Annotated in this window: 23 protein-coding genes and 1 pseudogene; 20 read left to right on the top strand and 4 right to left on the bottom strand. The window is 33.7% G+C overall.

Translation table 11 applies throughout. From position 1 onward, the window contains the following. The 14 genes and pseudogenes from AQ616_RS18890 to AQ616_RS18825 all read left to right on the top strand — a co-directional run. A pseudogene (locus AQ616_RS18890) lies at window positions 1-655 on the top strand (FtsK/SpoIIIE domain-containing protein); the annotation flags it as partial. Beyond that, complete coding sequence (locus AQ616_RS18885; protein WP_069686592.1) at window positions 597-1,193, top strand: replication-relaxation family protein; 597 nt, start codon at window positions 597-599, stop codon at window positions 1,191-1,193. The pseudogene AQ616_RS18890 and the gene AQ616_RS18885, both read left to right, overlap by 59 nt. A gap of 26 nt (window positions 1,194-1,219) precedes the next feature. Next, complete coding sequence (locus AQ616_RS18880; RefSeq protein WP_069686591.1) at window positions 1,220-1,786, top strand: DUF4190 domain-containing protein; 567 nt, start codon at window positions 1,220-1,222, stop codon at window positions 1,784-1,786. Between the two features lie 747 nt (window positions 1,787-2,533). Beyond that, a complete protein-coding gene (locus AQ616_RS18875; RefSeq protein WP_069686590.1) occupies window positions 2,534-2,881 on the top strand; it encodes a metalloregulator ArsR/SmtB family transcription factor in 348 nt (115 codons plus the stop codon). 13 nt (window positions 2,882-2,894) lie between these two features. Next, window positions 2,895-4,193, top strand: a complete 1,299-nt coding sequence (locus AQ616_RS18870) for an arsenic transporter (RefSeq protein WP_069686589.1) — start codon at window positions 2,895-2,897, stop codon at window positions 4,191-4,193. Window positions 4,194-4,211: 18 nt separating this feature from the next. Next, window positions 4,212-4,631 carry an arsenate reductase (thioredoxin) gene (gene arsC / locus AQ616_RS18865; protein ID WP_069686588.1) on the top strand — a complete coding sequence of 140 codons (420 nt, stop codon included), beginning with the start codon at window positions 4,212-4,214 and terminating at the stop codon, window positions 4,629-4,631. A 271-nt stretch (window positions 4,632-4,902) separates the two neighbouring features. After that, window positions 4,903-5,835: a glucose-1-phosphate thymidylyltransferase RfbA gene (gene rfbA / locus AQ616_RS18860; protein ID WP_017797537.1), complete on the top strand. Its 933-nt coding sequence runs from the start codon at window positions 4,903-4,905 to the stop codon at window positions 5,833-5,835. Further along, window positions 5,828-6,865, top strand: coding sequence for a dTDP-glucose 4,6-dehydratase (rfbB, locus tag AQ616_RS18855; protein WP_069686587.1), 1,038 nt, complete (start codon window positions 5,828-5,830; stop codon window positions 6,863-6,865). Before rfbA ends, rfbB begins: the two co-directional genes overlap by 8 nt. Continuing rightward, a complete protein-coding gene (locus AQ616_RS18850; RefSeq protein ID WP_069686586.1) occupies window positions 6,835-7,800 on the top strand; it encodes a glycosyltransferase family 2 protein in 966 nt (321 codons plus the stop codon). Before rfbB ends, AQ616_RS18850 begins: the two co-directional genes overlap by 31 nt. Then, the gene (locus AQ616_RS18845; protein WP_069686585.1) at window positions 7,801-8,493 is read left to right on the top strand and encodes a GNAT family N-acetyltransferase; all 693 of its coding nucleotides are present in this window, start codon (window positions 7,801-7,803) and stop codon (window positions 8,491-8,493) included. It begins immediately after the preceding gene. Window positions 8,494-8,495: 2 nt separating this feature from the next. After that, on the top strand, window positions 8,496-8,852 hold the full coding sequence (locus AQ616_RS18840) for an EamA family transporter (protein WP_069686584.1): 357 nt from the start codon (window positions 8,496-8,498) through the stop codon (window positions 8,850-8,852). A gap of 4 nt (window positions 8,853-8,856) precedes the next feature. Next, window positions 8,857-9,987 carry a dTDP-4-amino-4,6-dideoxygalactose transaminase gene (gene rffA, locus AQ616_RS18835; RefSeq protein ID WP_017797532.1) on the top strand — a complete coding sequence of 377 codons (1,131 nt, stop codon included), beginning with the start codon at window positions 8,857-8,859 and terminating at the stop codon, window positions 9,985-9,987. Next, window positions 9,950-11,641, top strand: coding sequence for a DUF6044 family protein (locus AQ616_RS18830; protein WP_069686583.1), 1,692 nt, complete (start codon window positions 9,950-9,952; stop codon window positions 11,639-11,641). The genes rffA and AQ616_RS18830 overlap by 38 nt, the downstream gene beginning before the upstream one ends. Window positions 11,642-12,133: 492 nt before the next feature. After that, on the top strand, window positions 12,134-13,351 hold the full coding sequence (locus AQ616_RS18825) for a PcsB-like coiled-coil domain-containing protein (RefSeq protein ID WP_017797530.1): 1,218 nt from the start codon (window positions 12,134-12,136) through the stop codon (window positions 13,349-13,351). A 54-nt stretch (window positions 13,352-13,405) separates the two neighbouring features. On the opposite strand, the gene AQ616_RS18820 is transcribed toward AQ616_RS18825, so the two are convergent. Together AQ616_RS18820 and AQ616_RS18815 are read right to left on the bottom strand one after the other, a co-directional pair. Further along, window positions 13,406-14,506, bottom strand: coding sequence for a copper resistance D family protein (locus AQ616_RS18820; RefSeq protein ID WP_069686582.1), 1,101 nt, complete (start codon window positions 14,504-14,506; stop codon window positions 13,406-13,408). Window positions 14,507-14,509: 3 nt separating this feature from the next. Continuing rightward, window positions 14,510-15,094: a copper resistance CopC family protein gene (locus tag AQ616_RS18815; RefSeq protein ID WP_017797528.1), complete on the bottom strand. Its 585-nt coding sequence runs from the start codon at window positions 15,092-15,094 to the stop codon at window positions 14,510-14,512. A 179-nt stretch (window positions 15,095-15,273) separates the two neighbouring features. Between AQ616_RS18815 and AQ616_RS18810 the strand changes: the two genes are divergently transcribed. Beyond that, a complete protein-coding gene (locus AQ616_RS18810) occupies window positions 15,274-16,329 on the top strand; it encodes a M42 family metallopeptidase (protein ID WP_069686581.1) in 1,056 nt (351 codons plus the stop codon). A gap of 148 nt (window positions 16,330-16,477) precedes the next feature. Here the strand turns inward: AQ616_RS18810 and trhA are convergent, their stop codons facing one another. Beyond that, window positions 16,478-17,128, bottom strand: a complete 651-nt coding sequence (gene trhA / locus AQ616_RS18805; protein ID WP_017797526.1) for a PAQR family membrane homeostasis protein TrhA — start codon at window positions 17,126-17,128, stop codon at window positions 16,478-16,480. Between the two features lie 135 nt (window positions 17,129-17,263). On the opposite strand from trhA, the gene AQ616_RS18800 reads away from it, so the two are divergent. From AQ616_RS18800 to AQ616_RS18790, 3 genes are all read left to right on the top strand, one after another. Continuing rightward, window positions 17,264-17,851, top strand: a complete 588-nt coding sequence (locus AQ616_RS18800) for a DUF1836 domain-containing protein (RefSeq protein WP_069686580.1) — start codon at window positions 17,264-17,266, stop codon at window positions 17,849-17,851. Beyond that, window positions 17,841-18,764, top strand: a complete 924-nt coding sequence (locus AQ616_RS18795) for an MsnO8 family LLM class oxidoreductase (protein WP_017797524.1) — start codon at window positions 17,841-17,843, stop codon at window positions 18,762-18,764. Before AQ616_RS18800 ends, AQ616_RS18795 begins: the two co-directional genes overlap by 11 nt. A gap of 95 nt (window positions 18,765-18,859) precedes the next feature. Continuing rightward, complete coding sequence (locus AQ616_RS18790) at window positions 18,860-19,468, top strand: DedA family protein (RefSeq protein WP_017797523.1); 609 nt, start codon at window positions 18,860-18,862, stop codon at window positions 19,466-19,468. Here AQ616_RS18790 and AQ616_RS18785 read toward each other — a convergent pair. Beyond that, a complete protein-coding gene (locus AQ616_RS18785; protein ID WP_069686579.1) occupies window positions 19,465-20,511 on the bottom strand; it encodes an aromatic acid exporter family protein in 1,047 nt (348 codons plus the stop codon). The two genes, AQ616_RS18790 and AQ616_RS18785, sit on opposite strands and share 4 nt — an antisense overlap. Before the next feature lie 402 nt (window positions 20,512-20,913). Between AQ616_RS18785 and aceB the strand changes: the two genes are divergently transcribed. Then, window positions 20,914-22,515, top strand: coding sequence for a malate synthase A (aceB, locus tag AQ616_RS18780; protein WP_069686578.1), 1,602 nt, complete (start codon window positions 20,914-20,916; stop codon window positions 22,513-22,515). Continuing rightward, entirely contained in the window at window positions 22,505-23,791 is a 1,287-nt protein-coding gene (gene aceA, locus AQ616_RS18775; RefSeq protein WP_069686577.1) for an isocitrate lyase, read from the top strand. The genes aceB and aceA overlap by 11 nt, the downstream gene beginning before the upstream one ends. Window positions 23,792-24,033 lie beyond the last annotated feature (242 nt).

The following is a 24,033-nucleotide window of genomic DNA, read 5'->3' as shown; positions in this document are numbered from 1 at the left end:
TTTGATTTATTCTAATCCTGATGATGTGGAGTTTTACATTATTGATCTTAAAGGAGGACTGGAATTTAGTCAGCATAATTACAAGCAAGTCAAAAAGGTGGCGAGTAGTCCATTACAAGCCTATGACTTATTAAAGGACTTAGCTGTAGATATTGAATTAGATATGGCTCATTTCAAGCAAAAAGGATATAACAATGTATTGAATACCTATATCAAGCGCAGAAAATTTATTATTGTGGATGAAGGAGCTGAACTTGTACCGCATAAATATATGGATAAAGAAGAAAGAAAAAAACTAGATTATTGTCAGTACGCTTTATCCAATATAGCAAGGGTGTCCGGTGCGTTAGGTTATCGTTTAGTGTTTGCTACTCAATATCCAACTGCAGATACTTTACCACGTCAAATAAAGCAAAATGCGGACTGTAAAATAAGTTTTCGTGTACCTACAGAAGTTGCTAGTCGTGTGGCGATAGATGAACAGGGCGCACAGGATATAAATATTAAAGGTAGAGCAATTTATCGAACATATGATAAGCAATTAATACAAGTTCCATATGTAAGTGATGATGAAATAAAAGGGAGGTTTAAGCAATATGTTAGCTCAACTACAAAGACAGCAGAGAGACGAACAGATACTGTTGAGTTTGGATAAATTGACATATGCCACAAGAGAACAATTACAAATCATTAATAATCTTGGTGGTGATCGTAATGCACAACGGATACTTGCCAGGATGGAAAAAGATAAATTATTACTATCTGCACGACTGGAAAAGAAAATATACTATCTGTCCAATAAAGGTAAACAATTAATCGGGTCCGCACAAGGTATTTTAAGCAAGAAAGAGGTTACTCACGCATTAATGAGAAATGATCTTTACATTGAATTAGGATTGCCTAAAGACTGGAGGAAAGAACGTCCTGTTACCTGGGGAGATAAAAAACTAATACCGGATGCAACATTTAAACGAAATGGTGAGTTTTACTTTATAGAAATTGATAATCAGCAAACTATGGCAACAAATATAGAAAAGATTAAAAAATACAAAGACTTATCATACATTATCCATCAACAATACAACCACAGACCAACATTAATATGGTATACATTATCAGAAATTAGAAAGAAAAAGTTAAAAGAACTTTGTGAAAAGTCGTCCATCAAATATGAAATATATGGTAACATGTAGGTAAAAAGATATGGGGGTTAATATATATGAGTGGATTTTTAGGAGCAATTGGAATTGTAGGTATATTAAGTGGATTGGTGTTATTTGTATTAGGATTTATTAAGAAGAAAAAATATCGAGGTGGATGGATTGCATTAGCATCACTTGTACTAACCATTATCGCAGTAGCGACAACTCCAGAAGCAAGTTCAGAAGAACCCAATGAACTAACTGCAGAAGAAAAAATCATAGAAAAATTAGGAGAAAAAACAAACCAAGACCAAGAAAGATTAATTAGTTATTCAAATGAAGATGGTGTTATAGAAGTTGTTCTTGCAGGAGATCAAAGTCTTGATGATGAGGGTACTTTAAAATTAATGCTATACAATGCACAGGATGTTTTCCCAATTCTTTTTGAAGAAGAACAAACTAAAGAAGCGTCAATCAATATACAGCAAACTTTTGTAGACAAATACGGAAAAGAGTCAGAACAAGATGCATTGCAAATCATGATAAGTCAAGAAACGAACGACAAAATAACTTGGGAAAACTTCAATATAGATAATTTTTCAGAAGTAGCAGATGATTATTATGTCCATCCAGGAATAGAATAATAAAAAGAAAGAGAGGGATTACCCTCTCTTTTTAATGGAATACAAAACGGTATACATTTAATAAAAATATATGTTTATTCCTCATTTTTCCTTTATGGTGTAAATGTTTATATATCAGCATTTTTGAACATTTTTAGACATATTGAAAACTCGTCCAATCGACTCCCTCCGTCTCCACCAATACATAACTAATATTGGTGTGATATTATTTATAAAGTCGTGGTAACACTTTTGTTATTTTGATTTAAATTCTAATAACTATGCTTGTTTAAAGTCATCTTCCATTTGGTTGATGGCTTTTTTATGTTGCAGCTTCTTTCCAAAATTAGTCGATGAGTATGATTAATTAAAAAATCTAATTTACCAACTAAACGATATTCTTGAACTTTAATAAGAAAAAATTAATGAGTGCCCAAAAATCCTGAGGAATAGAAAAAATGGTCACTCATAGAGTGGATGAGTGCCCAAAAATCCTGAGGAGCAGAAAAAATGGTCACTCATAGAGTGGATGAGTGCCCAAAAATCTTGAGGAATAGAAAAAATGGTCACTCATAGAGTGGATGAGTGCCCAAAAATCCTGAGGAATAGAAAAAATGGTCACTCATCATGCCACCTATTTTCATCATTATATTTGAATTCTTGATCAACCAGCGGGATTGATCCACAAAAAAAGCTAAAACTCTACTTTATATAAACATTGACTTATATAAGCAAGTGGTTATATAATCACTCGAGGAGGAGATAACCATGGTTCATACCGAAACTACATTCGAAGTTCAAGAATTAACAAAGTTACTAAAGGTAATGAGTGATCCTACTCGAATTTTAATAGCATATTTCTTACAAAGTAAAACATACTGCGTATGTGAATTTGTTGAGATGTTTGAAATAAGTCAGCCGGCAATTAGTCAGCACATACGTAAATTAAAACAGATAGAATTAATTACGGAAACAAGAAAAGGCCAATGGAGGTATTTTACAATGAACAAACAATCTCCTTATTATTCAATGGTTCAGCAGATTCTTAAAACAATTAATCCAGAAAATACAAAAGTAAAAAATGTAATCACAAAAGAAAAGCCACTGGAATGTTAGGGAGGAATTTAGATTGTCATCAGTGATTATTGCATCAGTTATATTTTTACTCACGCTCATATTAGTGATATGGCAACCAAAGAATTTAAATATTGGGTGGTCAGCTTGTGGGGGAGCAATTGTAGCATTACTTTTTGGTGTTGTTAGCTTTAGTGATGTATGGGATGTAACAGGGATTGTTTGGAATGCAACTCTTACTTTTATTGCTATTATTTTAATCTCATTAATATTAGATGATATTGGATTTTTTGAATGGTCTGCACTACATATGTCACGTCTTGCAAAAGGAAATGGCATTCTAATGTTTGTTTATGTATGTGTGCTTGGTTCTTTTGTTGCTGCATTTTTTGCAAACGATGGGGCAGCATTAATTTTAACACCAATTGTATTAGCAATGGTGCGATCTCTAGATTTTGATGAAAAAATAGTATTTCCATTTATAATCGCGAGTGGTTTTATTGCAGATACAACTTCACTTCCTTTAATAGTAAGTAACTTAGTGAATATTGTGTCAGCTGACTTTTTTGGAATCGGATTTATTGAATACGCCACACATATGATTGTACCAACAATTGTTGCACTTGTTTCTAGTATTATTGTACTTTTCGTTTATTTTCGAAAACGAATTCCTAGGACCTATGATTATTCCAAATTGAAAGAACCACGTAAGGCGATTAAAGACTATCGCATGTTTCGATTATCATGGTTTGTATTAGGACTATTATTAATCGGGTATTTAGTTAGTGAGTTTGTTGGTATTCCAGTATCATTTATAGCTGGTGTGATTGCCATTATATTTTTAGTTGTTGCGAAGTATAGTCAGGCTGTCAATACGATGGCGGTGATAAAGGGAGCACCATGGAATATTGTCTTTTTCTCCATTGGCATGTATGTAGTAGTTTATGGACTACGAAATGTTGGATTAACGGATGTCTTGGCTGACGTGATACAAGTTGTTGCAAATCAAGGGATGTTTGCAGCAACTATCGGAATGGGCTTTATTGCTGCATTTTTATCCTCTATTATGAACAATATGCCTACCGTGATGATTGACGCTCTTGCAATTGCTGAAACTTCAACAACTGGAATAGTACGCGAAGCTTTAATCTATGCTAATGTTGTTGGTGCGGACCTAGGTCCAAAAATCACACCAATCGGTTCTTTAGCTACATTATTATGGCTTCATGTGCTAACGCAAAAAGGAGTTAAAATCTCATGGGGAACTTATTTTAAAACTGGAATTGTAATAACGATACCCGTTCTATTTATGACACTTGTAGGATTGTTTATCTGGTTAATGATTATAAATTAAAATAAAGGAGTTTTTATTATGGCGAATAAAATTATTTATTTTTTATGCACAGGAAATTCATGTCGCAGTCAAATGGCAGAAGGATGGGCAAAGAAAATACTAAGTGAGGAATGGGATGTATATAGTGCAGGAATTGAAGCACATGGACTTAATCCGAGTGCTGTAAAAGCAATGAAAGAAGTGGATATCGATATTACAAATCAAACTTCTGATCAAATTGATAAGGATATTTTAAATAAAGCGGACCTTGTTGTTACCCTATGCGGAGATGCGAAGGATAAATGTCCAATGACTCCTCCACAAGTAACAAGAGATCATTGGGGATTTGAGGATCCTGCAAAAGTGCAAGGTACTCAAGAAGAAAAATGGGCTGTTTTCCAACAGGTTCGTGATAAAATTGGCGATCGCATAAAAGTGTTTGCTAAAACAGGAGAATAATTATTAGACAAAGCATGACGGTATAGACTACCTTCATGCTTTTTTATTGTTTTTGAGTATAAAAACTGTGGATATGTCTATGATTTTATTATTGTCTAAAGCCAAATGATTAATAGAGTAAACGATAATCAAGTTGAAATATATTTGAAATAAGAATGTAAGTTTATAAACTTATAATTAAAGGGAATGAACAAGTGAATAGGAAAATTTATTTCAAGATAGCAATAAAACAGGCTTTAAACGCTATTACGATATGGAAGGTGTGTTGGTAATGAAGGGGATTTTACTTGCAGGTGGAAGCGGATCTCGATTGTCTCCAAGTACGGATAGCTTAAATAAGCATTTACTCCCGGTTTATGACAAGCCGATGATTTATTATCCACTATCAGTATTAATGCTAGGTGGTTTAAAAGAAATAATGATAATCAGTACACCAGAAGATACATCTCGTTTTGAGAGGTTACTGGGCGATGGTTCACATTTAGGAATTACTATAACTTATCGAGTGCAGGAAGAACCAAAAGGAATTCCGGAAGCTCTCATAATTGCAGAAGATTTTATTGGTACAGATGATGTCACACTGATGCTTGCAGATAATATATTTTACGGTCAAGGGTTTACAACTTTATTAAGAAAAGCGATTAAAAAACATCAACATGCCATGGTATTTGGTTACCGGGTTAAAGATCCGGAGAGATTCGGAGTTGTTGAATTTGATCATAACCAAAAAGCAATTTCTATTGAAGAAAAGCCAGAAGATCCCAAATCTGATTTTGCCGTAACTGGGTTATACATGTATGATTATCGAGCTGTTAACATTGCGAAGAATTTAGAGCCCTCTGACAGAGGAGAATTAGAGATTACGGATGTTAACAAAGAGTATCTGAGGTGCAATCAACTAGATGTAGAGTTGTTAGGAAGAGGATTTGCATGGATGGATGCGGGCACGCAAGAATCACTATTTGATGCAGCGGAATTTATAAAAACAACACAACAACGTCAAGGTTTTAAAATTGCATGTTTGGAAGAAATCGCATTTTACCTTGGATATATTTCTAAAGAAGCATTATATGAAAGAGGCAAAACAATGGAAAAAAATGATTACGGACAATACCTGATGGAAATTGCTGAAAGAAAGCACCATCAGCAATATTGGGATTCGATTGATCATCATCCAATGTTAGGACTGGTAGAAAATGAATAAGTCAGCGATTTTAATAACAGGTGGAGCTGGATTTATTGGGTCAAATTTTATCCATTACTTTATGGATATATATCCGGAAGTTCCAATTGTAAATATAGATAAATTAACCTACGCAGGGTCTCTTCAAAACCTCAAGGGAATAGATTCGAACGCTAACTATCATTTTGTAGAAGGTGATATTGCAGATGATCAGGTTGTGCAGCAAGTATTTCAAAACTTTGATATCCATGGAGTAATCCATTTTGCGGCTGAATCACATGTTGACCGGTCTATCAAAGATGCACGTTCTTTTGTAGATACGAATGTTGTAGGTACACTGAATTTATTACAAGCTGCACGTAATGATTGGGAAGAAAAAGGGGAACTAGAGGGCAGACGATTTCATCATATATCAACTGACGAAGTATATGGGTCACTTGGAGAAGAAGGGATGTTTACTGAAGAAACTCCTTATGATCCTAGAAATCCATATAGTGCATCAAAAGCTGGTGCGAATCTGATGGTGAAAAGTTTCGGATATACGTATGGTATGAATGTGATTTTATCTTCTAGTTCAAATAACTATGGTCCTCGGCAGCATGAAGAGAAGTTACTCCCTACAATTATTGAAAAAGCGTTAAATGGAAAAGGAATTCCGATTTATGGTGACGGTAAAAATGTTCGTGATTGGTTATATGTGGACGATCATTGTCGAGCAATTGATACAGTATATCATTTTGGGAAATCTCAAGAGACATATAACATTGGTGGTAGAAACGAAAGAACTAACCTTGAAATTACAAATCAGATTTGTGAAATCTTAAATGATTTACGTCCGGACTTGTTATCAAAATATGAAATAGAGAAGTTTCAAGATTTGATTACCTTTGTCGAAGATCGTAAAGGACATGACTTACGATATGCAATTGATGATCGCAAATTAAGAAATGAACTACAATGGGAACCAAAACAATCATTAGATAATGGACTGAAACAAACAATAGAGTGGTATATACGAAAATGGGAATCTATTACAAAAATGAACCATTGATTTCAGTTGTTGTTCCTGTTTATGGTTGCAAAACCTGCCTTGTTGAATTATGTAGTCGAATTAAAGAGACGATACAGTCCATTCCAGCTCGATATGAAATAATACTCGTCAACGACGCAAGTCCAGACCAAGCGTGGGAAGTAATTGCAAATTTGCATGAACAGGATAATAGAATTAAAGGTATCGATTTAGCTAGAAACTTTGGGCAACATCATGCGATAACTGCAGGGTTAGACTATGCTCAAGGAGATTGGGTTGTGGTCATGGATTGCGATCTTCAAGATCGACCAGAGGAAATTAAGGTATTATTTGAAAAGGCAATGGAAGGATATGATGTTGTATTCGCTCAGCGAGTTAAACGTCAAGATAAATCGATGAAGCGACTTTCTTCCAAACTTTTTTATAAAATATATGATTATTTCGCTGGACAAGAGAGTGATGCTTCCATTGCCAACTATAGTATTATCTCTGCAAAAGTTGCAAGTAGTTATCGGAAAATGAGTGAGCAAAATAGATATTATCCGATGTTTATCAAGTGGTTGGGATTCAAGCAGACTAAAATTCCAGTTCAACATGATCAACGTAAAGAAGGGAAATCATCTTATGATTTTAAAAAACTAGTTTCGTTAGCTACCGATGCTATTGTTTCTCAATCGAATAAGCCACTTCGTATTTCGATTAGTTTTGGTTTTTTGATGTCGCTGGTCTCTTTTGTGTATGCAGTTTATTTATTTGGAAGATATTTCTTTTTAGATGAACATGTACAAGGATGGACGAGTGTAATGGTATCTATTTTCTTTATTGGTGGTTTAATATTTTTCCAATTTGGAATTATTGGTTTGTATTTAGGTAAAATTTTTAATGAAACAAAGAACCGACCGATTTATACTGTTCGGAATGTGATAGGAGAAAAACAAGAAAATGGGGTTGATTAGATGATTAAATCTTACTTAGAGCCTACACCTTGGGATCAACGCAATTTCCCGGTTGAAACATATCAACTATCTGAGTATAGTGAAGCAGCGTTAAGAGAAACGGATCAAGTAAAAGGGCATTTTACCGTGAAGGTGGGAGTGTTCGAAAATACGAAGCTATTACATGATTATGGATTCTATTATGCTGATACATTGATTGCACCATTTTGTAAAAAGGATCGTTTTTTGTTCGAGAGAGCAAAAGAGGCTTCATTTACAGAGAACTTTGATAAAGACGAAATACTAAATATTGCAGAAGAAGCGTTTCAAGGTGGCAGATACCATCGTGATTTTAATATACCAAATAACATGGCAGATAAAAGATACCGTAATTGGGTTAAAGATTTAATTAATCAACGTTTAATTTTAGCATACAAACAAAATGGGGAAATTGCGGGCTTCTTTGCTTATAAAGATGATCAAATATTGTTGTTAGCTATGCATGAGGACTACAGAGGAAAAGGAATGGCAACTGCTTTTGCGGGGGCGTGTGTAAAAGAACAGTTCGAGAGAACCGGACATACCGAACTGAAAACATCAATATCTCCTAGTAATCCGGCATCCTTAAATGTATTTCTTGGTTTAGGGTTTCGTCTTGGTCCAGCTATTGATGTATATCACAAACTAAATGGAACGATTGAGGAAAGGGAATAACTATGGCATATGCATATATTATTGGGACCATTGTTTTCACAGTATATGGTCAATTAATTATTAAATGGACGATGGATAAACAAGGAGAACTTCCTGCTGGTTTGATGGATAAATTTTTATTTCTAGTACAAATGATATGGAATCCTTGGATTTTATCCGGTTTTGTAGCAGCCTTTCTTGCAGCATTGAGTTGGATGGCTGCCATGACGAAATTTGATATCAGTTATGCATATCCTTTTATGAGTCTATCATTTGTGCTTGTTTTTATACTATCGGCAATATTTTTTGGAGAACCAATCAGTACACAAAAAATGGTTGGATTTGGATTAATTATACTAGGAATTATAGTAATGAGGTGATCAGTTGATACCATTTAATGTACCTTGTCATATAGGTCGAGAAGAAGAAACAATTGCTGAGGCAATTAAAGAACAAAAATTATCTGGGAATGGCCGTTTTAGTAGATATTGTACTACATGGTTGGAGAATCATTTAGACGCAAAAAAAGCAATATTAACCCCATCTTGTACGGCGGCATTAGAGATGTCTGCTATTTTGACAAATGTGTCAGAGGGAGACGAAGTTATTATGCCATCTTACACATTTGTGTCTACTGCCAATGCATTTGCATTGCGAGGCGCACATATCCGTTTTGTTGATGTAGAACCAACGACAATGAATATTGATCCTAAAGCGATTAAAGCAGCAATAAGTCACCGAACCAAAGCGATCGTAGTAGTACATTATGCGGGTGTTGCTTGTGATATGGTTCCTATCATGAAATTGGCTAACGAACATCAATTATGGGTGATCGAAGACGCTGCACAAGGTTTAAAAAGTCAATATAATGGCCGTCCATTAGGAACTATTGGTCATTTAGGAACATTTAGTTTTCACGATACAAAAAATTATACATGTGGAGAAGGCGGAGCACTTATCATAAATGATGAAGCTTTTGTAGAGCGTGCAGAGATAATACAAGAAAAAGGAACCGATCGTTCTAAATTTGTTCGTGGGGAAGTCGATAAATATACATGGCGAGATATTGGATCTTCTTATTTAACGAGTGAATTAAATGCGGCATACTTATCTGTTCAATTGGACCAAGCAGAAGTTATTAATCAAGACCGTCTTGCTGCTTGGTATTTGTATCAGAAAGGATTAAAACCATTAGAAGAGAAGGGAATTCTAGATTTACCAACCATACCGACTGGATATAAGCACAACGCTCATATGTTCTACATTAAAACAAGAACAGAAGAAGAAAGAAATGAACTTATCAAATACTTAAAGGAACAAGAAATTATGGCTGTAACCCATTATGTTCCATTACACCAATCTGAAGCTGGCAAATACTATGGATCTTTTTCAGGTGAAGATGTTTATACAACTTCTCATAGTAGCAGACTTCTACGCTTACCACTTTATTACGGAATAACGAAAAAGGATGTCGCATATGTCATACAAACTATTCAACAATTTTATTCAGCATAAATGGTTATGGCTTGGTGTATTAATTATTATCGTGTATCTTTCACCTTATTTTATTAATGGTGAAAATACACATATACGAATACATGATAATATGGATTCAAACGTTGTATGGTATAAAGTTTTAGCCGAAAGCGGACAAATATTTACATTAAAAGATGTGATGCTCCCATACGCAATCGATGGTTTGCCCCGCAGCGCTTTACCGTCACCATTTGATGCTGTCGTTTGGCTGTATGTATTATTTGAACCGATGACTGCATATACGATCAGCCAAACAATTATGCGACTGGCAGCTTATTTTGGGATGTATCTACTATTAACACGGTTTGTATTAGCAAAAGATACTACTCCGTGGATTACCGTTGGTGTATCACTTGCATTTGCAATGTTACCTTATTGGCCATCAGGAGCTTTATCCATTGCAGGTATTCCCTTAGCTTTATATGTATTTTTAAACATTCGAAAATATAAATCCGAAGCACCGAAACATGCTTGGATATTATTAGTGATAATACCGTTCTTTTCGAATTTTATTTTAAGTTTTGTATTTTTCGTAGGATTAATGGTTGTATTATGGCTGATTGATTATATTCGACAAAAAGAATGGAATTGGAGTTTTTTTAAAGCAATATGTTTAATGACATCGATGTATCTTGTGAAGAACTACTTATTAATAACATCGATGTTTTTTGACTCAAATTTTACTACTCATCGAGAAGAGCTTGACTTAGGGTATAATTCGTTTGAGCGAAGTTATGAATTAGCGTGGGAAAATTTCTTATATGGACATACTCATGATGAAGCACATCAAGCTTATATTATTGTTCCAATCATTCTTTTTGCTTTATTTCTGGCCATATATAAGAAAATTCAGCCCAAATTATTAATAACGCTATTTTTAAGTAATTTAGTCCTTTCTTTTTGGTATGCATTTTGGTATTGGGAAGGATGGCGTGTAATAAAAGATGAGATATCGATCGTTAATACATTTAACTTTGCAAGAATCCATTTTCTCGATCCTACCATTTGGTATATCGCATTTGCGGTTGCTTTAGCGGTTATTTGGAAATATGCAAAGCTAGGTAAATATCTCGTTATTCTCGTATTAATTGCCCAAAGTCTTTATTTATTTGTGTTAACTGAAGATATAAAATATGGAGAGGTTGGAACTCCAACATTTAACGACTTTTATTCGGAAGAATTGTTTACAGAAATTCAACAATACATCGGTAAGGATCCATCTAGTTATCGCGTTGTTAGTATCGGAATGCATCCAACAATTGCACAATATAATGGATTTTACACGTTGGACACATATAACAATAGCTTTCCTTTAGAATATAAGCATGAATTCCGAGAAATTATAGCTGGTGAACTAGATAAAAATCCTTCCTTAAAGAATTACTTTGACACTTGGGGAGGGAGATTGTATATGTATGTAGCAGATCATGGTGAAAATTATATGTTTACAAAAGATAAAAATGAGCCTATTCAACAATTAGATATTAACACAGAAGCTTTAAAGAACTTAGGTGGAGAGTATATACTCTCAGCCGTACCTATTGATAATGCCGAAGAAATTAATCTAGTACTTGAAAAGCGGTTTGAACAAGAAGAATCTCCATGGGAAATATATCTTTATCATGTTCCATAGTGTATATGTTGTTTGAAATCCACAAACGGGGAACTTTTTAGAGGCATCGGTTTTATAGCTAACTTGAAAAAAAGAACACTTTTCAAGTGGACCTCAAGCTCGAGCTATTCTGAAGAGGAGTTCTTCATCTTTCATTACAATTAGAGTTAAGTTGTTTCTATAATATGAACATGTAGTATATAACTACTTATTTAAATTGAAATTAGTATTTTTAAATCGACTCAAACAATAATTGAACTATTTCTTATACATAGAGATAGTTCTTTTTTTTGAGATCTACCAGCTATTATTCTTGACTATATATTCGTTATATTTTAATTATTCAATACATGATACATAAATGTAATACTATGATAATGCCATTGAAATCTCTAGATGTTACACTGCATATGTTCTAATTTTAGGATGAACATGAAAAATTTAGAAATACATAAATGATTTGTACACTCAATTTTTCGAGATAGACCAAGAAAGCAAAGGGGGAGCTTAATAATGAAAAAATCACTCAGATTGCTATCAATTGTGGTTATACTTACTTTCATAGTATCTATCTTTCAAAATCCTGTTTATGCAAATTCCAAAGAGGATTTAAAAGAAGTTAAAGATGAAAGAAGTAAGATTCAAGAAGAATTGTCTGACTCACAACAAAAGGTTATGGACGCTGTAGAAGAATTAAATGTATTATATAATGAAATTGATAGTCTACAAGTAGAATTAGCAGAAAAAGAAGCACTTATCGATGATACGGAACAAAAAATGAATGACACAATGAATGATATATCTGATTTAGAAGTAGAAATTAAAGAATTAGAGAAAAAAATCGAAGAACGATTTGACATATTAAAAGATCGTTTAGTATCTGTGCAACAGACTGGTGGAGATATCACATATTTAGAAGTGATATTTGGTTCTCAAAGCTTTCATGATTTTGTTAATCGTGTAAGTGCGGTAAATAAAATTACAGATTCTGATGCTGCATTGATTGAGCAACAAGAGTTAGACATGAAGCAATTAGAAGAAAATAAGCAACAAATTGTAGTAAAGTTAAATGATTTAAATGAATTAAAAGATGAACAAGATCAAATGAAGGTAGAAGTTGAAGAGAAGCTTGTTGTACAAAAGGATCAGCAATCTGAACTAGAAGATAAGAAAAACAGTCTTCAAGCAATGGTGGAAGAACTAGAAATGTCGGATAGTGAATTAGCATATCTAGAAAATAATATCCAAACCGACATTCAAAAAGAAGAGGAAGCAAGAGCTAAAGCAATTGCTGCAAAAGAGGCTGAAAAGAAAGCACAAGCAGCAAAGAAAGAAGCACCTAAGCGTGAAGTGTTAAATACTTCTACATCTAAAAAAGAAGACAAAAGTAATAGTTCAAATGATAAAGCTAAGGAAGAAAAGCCAACATCCAATAATGATGAAAAGACATTTACAGTAACATCAACCGCTTATACAGCAGACTGTAAAGGATGTTCGGGTAAGACTTCATATAATGGTATTGATTTGAAAAAAAATCCGAATATGAAAGTCATTGCTGTAGATCCTGAAGTTATACCACTTGGTAGTATTGTTGAAGTAGAAGGATACGGTGTTGCTATTGCAGCAGACACTGGTAGTGCCATTAAAGGGAAGAAAATTGATGTGTTTATTTCTGATAAAAATGCTGCTCGTAGCTGGGGAGTTAAAACTGTAAAAGTAACTATAAGATAACGTACAAAAAAGGAGATCGGATTTTTGTCCAATCTCCTTTTTTTAGTAATGTAATTAACTAATCACAATGCTTTGGATAATAGCAAAGTAAGCCAATACGACAAAAATAACGGATACTAAGAACGAAAGTGTTGCATTTTTTTTCATTCTATAAATATATAAACTTCCAATAAGGCATATCAAAGCTATTACTGCAAAGAATAAACCGGAATCCGTAGCAATCAGAGCAACCTTACTACCTTCTAACGAACCATTATAAAACATATTTAACAATGGTGCATATCCTCCATGTTCTATGAGAGTCTCAAGGTTCATCGGTGGGGATTGTTCATTAAGAGCACCAGTTATAATGAAAATGATAGTAATAATAAAGAATTCCACACGCACCCATGGCTTTGGGTTATATGTGGGATCTTTTTTTATCCTTTGTTTCATCCAAAAACCATTAATCAATGCATATAAAATTAATGGAATAATAAATAAATGCTTGAGTAACAAGCTTTGCCCATAGGAGACTAAAAAGGTATCTGTATAATCCGCTCCAGCTGTAGTGACGTTCATTAATAATATGCCACTTACGATAATTAATAGAAAACAACCAATTGCAGTTGGATGAAACCACCTTAGAAAGGCTAGCCAATTCGATGAATTCGATGAGAACCAACCTACTATTAACAATATCCCTGACCATACAGAAACTGCTAATACATGCATAGTGTGGATTGCTATACCATAAACTCCTTCTATGCTTCCAGCATGACTTGACCAGGCAATTCCAATAGTAAGAAGAAAAAGAAGAAATAGCTCTCCTATAATGAAAATTTGCCGATGATCATTCCCAAAAATTGTTATATAAAATGCCGTCACTATACAAATAATAAATGTAAACAGCCAAGCATTTCCGATTCGGAAAGTGAGTAGAATAGATTCAACAGCAGATCCAATCCCTTCCATTCCTGCGACATGTATAATTAATTGTATCAGAGGAATAAAAGATAATAATGCAATACTAAATACCGTAAATAATTGTAAAGAGGTAGATATTTTAATAGTTGGTTTAGAATTAGTGGGAATCCATCTTAGAATAAATGCTCCCGCAAGGAAAGAGAAACATAAATAAAGTAACGTCTCACTCCATATTGTGAAGAAAAACATAGCTTATTTTTTCTTTCTTATTAATACAATTGCAAGAATAGCGATAATTGCTACAAGAAGAATTGTAATAATCATGGTGTTAGAGCTTGAATCTGTAGCAGTTTCTTCATTAGTTTCATCTGCTGTAGTTGAATCGTCCGATTCAGATTGATTATTTTCAGTCATTGATTCATCTTCTTCAGTAGCATTCGATTCTTCGATATCTTCTTCTGAAGATTCTTCTACTTCTTCATCAGCATCAATTTCAAATGAGATCGAGTCCTGCATTGCATGACCATCTACACCAATAATATCCCAAGTCACTGTGTAAGAACCATTAGCTAGATCTTCTTCTAATGTTGCAACAAGCTCACCATCAGTTATGGAAATATCAGTGGCTTCAAACGTATCTCCTTCACTATTCTCAATTTGTAATGATGCGTTTTGCTCAATAACAGTATCGAAGTATAACTGTATTGTATCTATTGCCTCTGTAAGTGTTGAACCATCTTCTGGATTTGAAGAATCCAAATGTGTATGTGCAAATACAGTATGTGCACTAAAAAGGAATAAAGTGGCTACAAACAGTAGCGTGGATATTTTTTTCATAAGAATAACCTCCTAAATTTTATGTCGTTAACAGATTACTAAATAATTCATACAGAAACAACTTATATAACCTCTAAACTAATGACACTTTCGTGACGATACTAATGTGTGAAAACTATGATATTTAGGATTATTGAGTTAAACTAAGTGAAGATGATTACATAAGGAGTGTGTTTTGAATGAAAAGTTATCCAAACGCTCAAGCAACAAAAGCACTAATTGAACAATTAGTAAAAATCCCAAGTCCAACTGGTTATACAACGAATGCGATATCCTTTGTAGAAAATCACTTAAAACAGTTAGGAGTGGAAACAAAACGAAATCATAAAGGAGGTCTAATTGCCACTGTCAAAGGAGAAAATGATAGTAAACATCGCTTTTTAACAGCGCATGTCGATACGCTTGGGGCAATGGTTAAGGAAATAAAAGATAACGGGCGTTTAAAGATTCAACGAATTGGTGGTTTTCCATTTAATTATATTGAAGGAGAATACTGTACTATTCATATGTCTAATGACAATACTATTACAGGTACGATTTTAATGCATCAAACCGCAGTTCATGTTTACCATAAAGCAGCTTCATTAGATAGAAGTGAAGAGAATATCGAAATACGAATTGATGCAGAAGTACATAATGCCAATGATACACGAGCGCTAGGAATAGAAGTAGGAGACTTTATATCATTTGAGCCTCGAGTAGAGATAACTGATAATGGTTTTATTAAGTCTAGACATTTAGATGATAAAGCAAGTATAGGTATATTATTACAAGTGATAAAACAAATCCAAGAAGAAAATATAAAACTACCTCATACAACTCATTTTTTATTCTCAAATAATGAAGAAATAGGTTATGGGGGAAATTCAAACATTACTCCTGAAACAGTGGAATATTTAGCTGTCGATATGGGAGCAATTGGTGATGGCCAATCAACAGATGAATATACAGTTTCTATTTGTGTTAAGGACTCATCAGGTCCGTACCATTATGGTCTTCGTAAACATCTGGTGAATATAGCAAAACAACATGATATTGGCTATAAATTAGATATATACCCTTATTACCAGTCAGATGCTTCAGCAGCTATCCAATCAGGCAACGATATTATACATGGACTAATTGGACCTGGGATTGATGCATCTCACGCTTTTGAACGAACACATGAATCTTCGTTAATTCACACAGAAAAATTAATCTATCATTATATTCAAACAGAAATGATTGAAATGTAAAGATATAGATAGTATAGATTTAAATGGTTGAGTCTAGATTAATATAAAAAGTAAATTTTACGGGCGCGTATGGCTAGATGATGCCAAGCTCAAAAATTGAAAGAGAAGGCCCATCAGCCACCCGTAAAATGGATACGTCATTGCTCATTTAAATTAATACATAAACATAGATACATAGATAATGAGAAATGCTTCCAAGTAAAATAAAAATGTGAAAGATCTCATGAAAACCGAAATAACGGAAACGTAAAAAGTCTGGTTTTAACCAATAAATAACTGCGCCAACAGTATACAAAATCCCCCCTAAAATCAACAGGAACATTCCTTGCAACCCAATCTCAGGAGCTAAAGATCCACTATATAAGATAACTATCCAACCCATTAATACGTATAGCAGCGTAGATAACCATCTAGGGGAGTGGAACCATATAAGTTTAAAGGAAACTCCAAGCAACGCAAGACCAGTAATAATTGCAAATAAGACCCAGCCGATTGTTCCCTTAAGACTAATCAAACAAAAAGGGATATATGTACCTGCGATTAGAACATATATCATCGAATGATCCAACTTACGCAAAAAAGCAATAACTGGTGGTTGTGCGATGATGGAATGATAAACTGTAGATGCTGTATATAAGAGGATTAAACTGACTCCAAATATAGTAACTGCAGTAATTGTTTGAGCAGATGCACTTATTTGTGCTGATTTAACGACAAGAAAAACTAGTCCAATGATTGATAAGACAATGCCAATAAAATGTGTAAAAGCATTCATAGGTTCTCTAATATATTTATTCATTTTAACACCTTCATTCCTTTATGTAGTTTTTAAAACTATATAATGATAATACATATATTTCGTGATGTAGTCAATATTTACATATCCGTGTTTTGAAAGTATAATATGTATCAAATCAAAATGAGGAGAATAATAATGGATATTTATAAGCAATTAGAGGACTTAACATTATCTAACCAATTATCGCTAGAAGAAATTCCAAATATTGATTTATATATGGATCAAGTTATTCAACTTTTTGAAAGCAAGTTTAGTTCATCAAAGCGGAATGATGATGAAAAAGTTCTGACGAAAACAATGATTAATAATTACGCTAAAGGAAAGTTGTTATTCCCAATTAAAAATAAAAAGTACTCCAAAGATCATATACTATTGATTGCGATGATTTATCAAATGAAAAGTGCTCTATCGATAAGTGATGTTGGTAAAACATTAAAAGGTATTAATCATCAAGTTTCAGAAGGAGACATTCAACTGGGAGAATTTTATGGGAGTTATCTACGATTAATGGAAAAAAATGTAGAGTTATTTGAAGAATTTATATCAAGTCAACAAAATTCAGTTGGTGAAGAAATTAATAATAAAGAAGTATCTGAAGCAGATTATTTACAACAAGTATTACTTATTTTAAGTTTCACAGGGATGAGTAACTTCTTTCGGAAAGCAGCTGAAAAAATGGTAGATAATCTTGTATGGAAGGAAGAAAATAAAGATGAAGCTTAGTATTTTAGATCAGTCTCCAGTTTTAGAAGGCGCTAGCTCAAAACAAGCGTTGGAGGAGACAATTAAATTAGCTAAATTAGCTGAGGGTAAGGGATATCATCGTTATTGGATTGCAGAGCATCATGGTATGCCACAATTAGCAAGCCCTTCACCAGATATTTTACTAGCTATAATTGGTAGCCAGACGTCAACAATACGAATTGGTGCTGGAGCAGTTCTGTTACCAAATTATCGTGCTTTTCCTGTTGCTGAAAGATACCATATGTTAGCTTCCATGTTTCCGGGACGAGTTGATTTAGGAATTGGACGTGCCCCTGGTGGATCAGCAGAAGCATCTATTGCGCTTGCTGGGGATTTTTTGAGTAAAGTCAACGATATGCCTACTTTAATTGATGAATTATTACATTTTTTGTACGATGATTTTCCAGAAGACCATTTATATGCAAAAATAGATATTTCGCCCCGGACAATTGAACCCCCACACCCTTGGCTATTAGGAACGAGTGAAAAAAGTGCGGTTCTTGCAGCAGAAAAAAATCTTGCTTATGTGTTTGGACACTTTATGACGGATAGTGATGGTCCTAAAATCATAAGAAAGTATCAAGATTTAACAGAGAATAAAAAGTCTATAATTGTTGCTGTGTCCGTCATTTGTGGGGAAACTGAAGAAGAAGCTTTACAAATAGCTAAGGAAGCATCTACGTGGAATCAAAAAGCTACATCAATTGAAGTAGATAATCAAAATAATGATATGTTCTCTAATATGATAATTGGTAATCCTGTACAAGTAAAAGAACAACTACAAACATTACAACAGTTATATCAATGTGATGAATTTATGATACTTACGATTACTTCAAATTATCAGGATAGGAAAAAATCATATGAACGAATAGCTAACATATTCCTTTAGTTTGAGCATCTACGTCAGATTCCGTTTATAGCATACGTCTTTTATCGAAGACATATAATGGACTACATGGACAAGCTATAAAGGAGAGCAGAAAGATGAATGATTGGGTTACGGCTATTATGGAACAGCTAGGTTACCTAGGGATTTTTTTAATGATGGCATTAGAAAATATTTTTCCACCTATTCCATCAGAAATTGTATTACCATTTGGTGGATTTTTAACAACCTATACAAATCTAACGGTAATAGGTGTTGTAACTGTTGCTACCTTGGGATCTGTAATAGGTTCTATGATTCTTTATTGTATTGGAACAGTTTTAGACATACCTCGATTAGAGAGAATAATAGATCGTTATGGGCATTGGATTCGCTTGAAAAAGTCAGATGTACAGCGAGCAGATAATTGGTTTCATCAGCGTGGTTATTGGACGGTCTTTTTCTGTAGAATGGTACCGGTAATAAGAAGTCTTATATCTATTCCAGCTGGTATGACGAGGATGAATTTCCCTGTTTTTATTTTACTAACTACCGTTGGTACAATTTTATGGAATGTTATATTAATTAGTTTTGGTGTTATTTTAGGAGAAAACTGGCAGCAGATATTAGGATTTATGCATGGATATTCAAGATTTGTATATATTGTTATTATTTTAGTACTTGTAGTAATTACTATTATCTTTATTAGAAGAAAACGTCAGCGCTAGTTTAGGTTGACGTTTTCTTCATTTAGTTCCTCTGTCATATAATAATCTTCCGTTAGTTCTAATATAGAAATTAATTCATAAAGCATTACTAACTCGAATGGGAGTTTATTTAACATATCTTTGCTCAGTTCATGCGTTCTATGTTTTTCTTTCCAAAATAATTTATTCAACCGGGTTCTTTTATCTTGTATATCATTGCTATTAAAAGCAATCTCTTTTTTTAATACTTGTGCAATATAGGAGGATACAATCATTAGTTCATTTTTTTCATTCTCATTTACGTTTATTCGACCTTTAGGATGGTCAATAACATTCGTTATATGATAATGCATAATTCTTAAAAAATGTAACTGTGTTTTTAAATCTTTAAATTTTTCTTGATTATATTCGGTGAAATGATATTTTGTATCATTTGTTTGATACCTACTTAAAATTTCAGCTCTAATTATTATTTTATCTAATTCCAATAACCTATTTAAATATTTACTCTCGTTACTTTTTTCATCTGTAAGTAAATGGCAGTGATATATATCTTTTGTTAATACACCTAATTCTTGAGCAATGGATGTTACTTTAGATTGAATGTTTTTTTGATAATCAGGTGGAAGTAAAAACATATTTACTAATGTAGATACAGATAAACCGATTGTTGTTGTAAATAGTCTAATAAAAAATTCCATCAAATAATTACTATGAATAACATCTACCATTGCAACAGAAGTAATCGTGGCAACTAACAATCCATCATGTAATTTAAGACGAAAGCAGGTAGAGATTGTGAAAACTGCAGATAGAGCGTATGTCACCGGTGAATTTCCAAACAAAGCAATAAATAATACTGCATATGCTGCTCCAATTGCAGAAGCAGGAAATCGTATCAACCCTTTTCGTATAGAATCAGAAACGGTGGGTTCAATGGTTACAATGGCAGTGATAACAGCGAATACAGGAGACCATCCAATCCATTTGCAAATATAAGCTGTTAAAAGAACAGCTATACCAGTTTTAATTACTCTGCTACCAATAAATGACCGAAGTTTCACGATTATAAAATCTCCATTCTTTACCTAAGTGAGTCAATTTCATTAGTGTTATGCCCCATGTTATTTATGAGATTGATTCAAGTAATATTTCTATTTTCCACCCTTATTGAGTAAATTTCAAATTTTTTTCAAAAAAGTGTTGCAAAATAGAAAATATTTTTATAAACTGTATTATAACAAAATTATAAATTATTAAACTGTTATATAAAAGGAGGTTTTCAAATGTCTGAAAAACAGGTGCTGTGTCCTGATTGTGGTATTCCGATGGATGCAAAGCAAACATCACTAGAATGTGATTATTGTCTTTCTAAAAAAGCAGAGTAAATTTTTTTTGTGTCAATTGTTATATAACAAAAATTGATATTTATTTATTATTATAATACAGGTGGTGAAGGTTATTTTATGAATGATGTATCTATACTACAAAGTTCTTCAAAAGTAAAATACGAAGATGTTCTAACTACTGAAGCGCGAGAGTTTTTGTTTTTATTACACCAACATTTTAATCAGCGAAGAAAAGAATTACTTGATGAAAGACAAGAAAAACAAAAAAGATTGGCTGATGGAGAAAAGTTAAATTTTCTATCACTAACCAAACATATACGAGAATCAGATTGGGAAATTGATCCAGTACCAAAAGATTTAAAAGATAGAAGAGTCGAGATTACTGGACCTGTAGATAGAAAAATGATCATCAATGCTTTAAATTCAGGTGCTAATACTTTTATGGCAGATTTTGAAGATGCTAGTTCTCCAACTTGGGAGAATATGATGCAGGGACAACGTAATCTAAAAGACGCAATTCGAAGAGAAATTGATTTTTTTGATAACCGGGGAAAAGAATATCGTTTGAATGATAAAACGGCTGTACTAATTGTTCGGCCTAGGGGATGGCATCTCGAAGAGCGACACATTAAAGTTGAAAATGAGCCTATGTCTGCTAGTTTAGTAGATTTTGGATTGTATTTTTTCCATAATGCCAAAGAATTAATACGGAGCGGATCTGGACCATACTTTTATTTGCCTAAAATGGAAAATTATTTAGAAGCGCGTCTTTGGAATGATGTATTTGTTTTTGCCCAAAACGAAATTGGTATTCCACAGGGAACAATTAAAACTACTGTGCTGATTGAAACAATTACTGCTGCATTTGAAATGGATGAGATTTTATATGAGCTACGCCATCATTCAGCAGGTTTGAATTGTGGTAGATGGGATTATATTTTTAGTTTCATTAAAAAGAATCAAAGTGATCCTGCTATGCTATTACCTGATCGTTCGACGGTAACGATGGAAACTCCTTTTATGCGCTCGTATTCTTTATTAGCAATTCAAACTTGCCATCGAAGAAACGCGCATGCAATTGGTGGAATGGCTGCTCAAATTCCTGTGAAGAATAATAAAGAATTAAATCGTCAAGCATTTGAGAAAGTAAAAAAAGATAAAGAACGAGAAGTACGTGATGGGCATGATGGGACATGGGTAGCGCATCCAGGTATGGTTCAACTAGTAAAAGATGTTTTTGATTTAGGTATGCCTGCAGCTAACCAGATTAATAGAAAACGAGAAGATATACACATTACAGCAAATGATCTTTTACAGCTACCGACTGGGCCAATAACTATAGAAGGGTTGCGTACAAATATTACCGTTGGAATTCAATATATGGCGGCCTGGTTATCAGGGCGTGGGGCTGTTCCAATTAATAATCTAATGGAAGATGCAGCAACAGCTGAAATATCGAGGGCACAAATATGGCAGTGGATACAAAATGAAGCAATTATGGATAATGAACAACAAATCACTTTTAAATTAGTCAAGGATATGGTAGATGAAGTAGTTCTATTTGAAGAAAACTTAGGAACAGAAAATATGGAATCGGAACACGTATACGAGGCTACTAATCTATTTTTATCTTTAATCAAACAAAAAGAATTTGAAGAATTTTTAACTTTACCAGCTTATCATCAATTAAATGAAGGAGGATATGTAAATGACAAATAAAAGAGTAGAGAATTTAACAAGACACTGGGAAGAGGATATTCGATGGGCGGGGGTTGAACGTCCATATAAAGCAGAAGATGTAATACGTCTTAGAGGGTCTATTGATATAACGCATACTTTAGCGACTCGAGGTGCTTCGAAGTTATGGAAATTAATTAATGAAGAAGACTATGTAAATGCTTTAGGTGCACTTACCGGAAATCAAGCGGTTCAACAAGTGAAAGCGGGACTTAAAGCAATTTATTTAAGTGGATGGCAGGTTGCTGCTGATGCAAATATAGCAGGAGAAATGTATCCTGATCAAAGTCTGTATCCCGCAAATAGTGTCCCTCAGGTAGTGAAAAGAATCAATCAAGCACTACAACGATCGGATCAGATTCATTATTCTGAAGGTAAGAATGATATTGATTGGTATGCTCCTATAGTAGCGGATGCAGAAGCGGGTTTTGGAGGACAATTAAACGTGTTTGAATTGATGAAATCAATGATTGAAGCGGGGGCTGCGGCTGTTCATTTTGAAGATCAGTTATCTTCTGAAAAGAAATGTGGTCATTTAGGAGGTAAAGTGTTGTTACCAACACAGAATGCAGTTCGGAATTTAATTGCAGCCAGATTTGCAGCAGATGTGATGGGAACACCAACTATTATCATCGCACGTACAGATGCAAATGCAGCGGATATGATAACTAGTGATATAGATGAATATGATCATTCATTTCTTACTGGAGAGAGAACGATAGAAGGTTTTTATAAAACACAGCCAGGAATCGAGCAAGCAATATCAAGGGGGCTTGCATATGCTCCTTATGCTGATTTGATTTGGTGTGAAACATCAGAACCAAATATGGAGGAAGCTAGAAGATTTGCTAAAGCTATACACGAAAAGTTTCCTAATAAATTACTCGCATATAATTGTTCACCATCATTTAATTGGAAGAAAAAACTTTCAGATCAAGAGATTGCAGATTTCCAAAAAGAGTTAGGAAAATTAGGTTATAAATTCCAATTTGTAACATTAGCAGGTTTTCATGCTTTAAATTACAGTATGTTCGATTTAGCTAAAAAGTATAAACAATCCGGTATGGCAGCTTATTCCGAATTACAGCAAGCGGAATTTTCAAGTGAGAAAGACGGGTATACAGCTACAAGACATCAGAGAGAAGTAGGAACAGGTTATTTTGATGAAGTTGCACAAGTCATTTCTGGTGGTAATGCTTCTACTATAGCATTAGCAGGTTCAACCGAAACCGAACAATTTACAAGTTCTTACAAATAAATAAGAAAAAATCTGTTCACCATTTTAATAGTGAACAGATTTTTTTGACTGTCGTGGCAGTATTTGTCGAAATTGAAATATAACTGTAACATTTCTATAATATGCATGACATTTTCCAATGTTATACTTCATATTACCTAGAAAATATACATAATGTGTTTAAATATATAAAACTGCATAGGACTTTCTCACAATCATACATAAATAGTCTTAGAGAATTGCAGTGTAATAGGGAAGCGAGG

Origin of the sequence: Oceanobacillus sp. E9, from assembly GCF_001741975.1 — a bacterium.
GTDB classification, from domain to species: Bacteria; Bacillota; Bacilli; order Bacillales; family Amphibacillaceae; genus Oceanobacillus; species Oceanobacillus kimchii.
The sequence above is the reverse complement of the archived record's forward strand: the minus strand, read 5'-3'. Positions and strand labels throughout refer to the sequence as shown.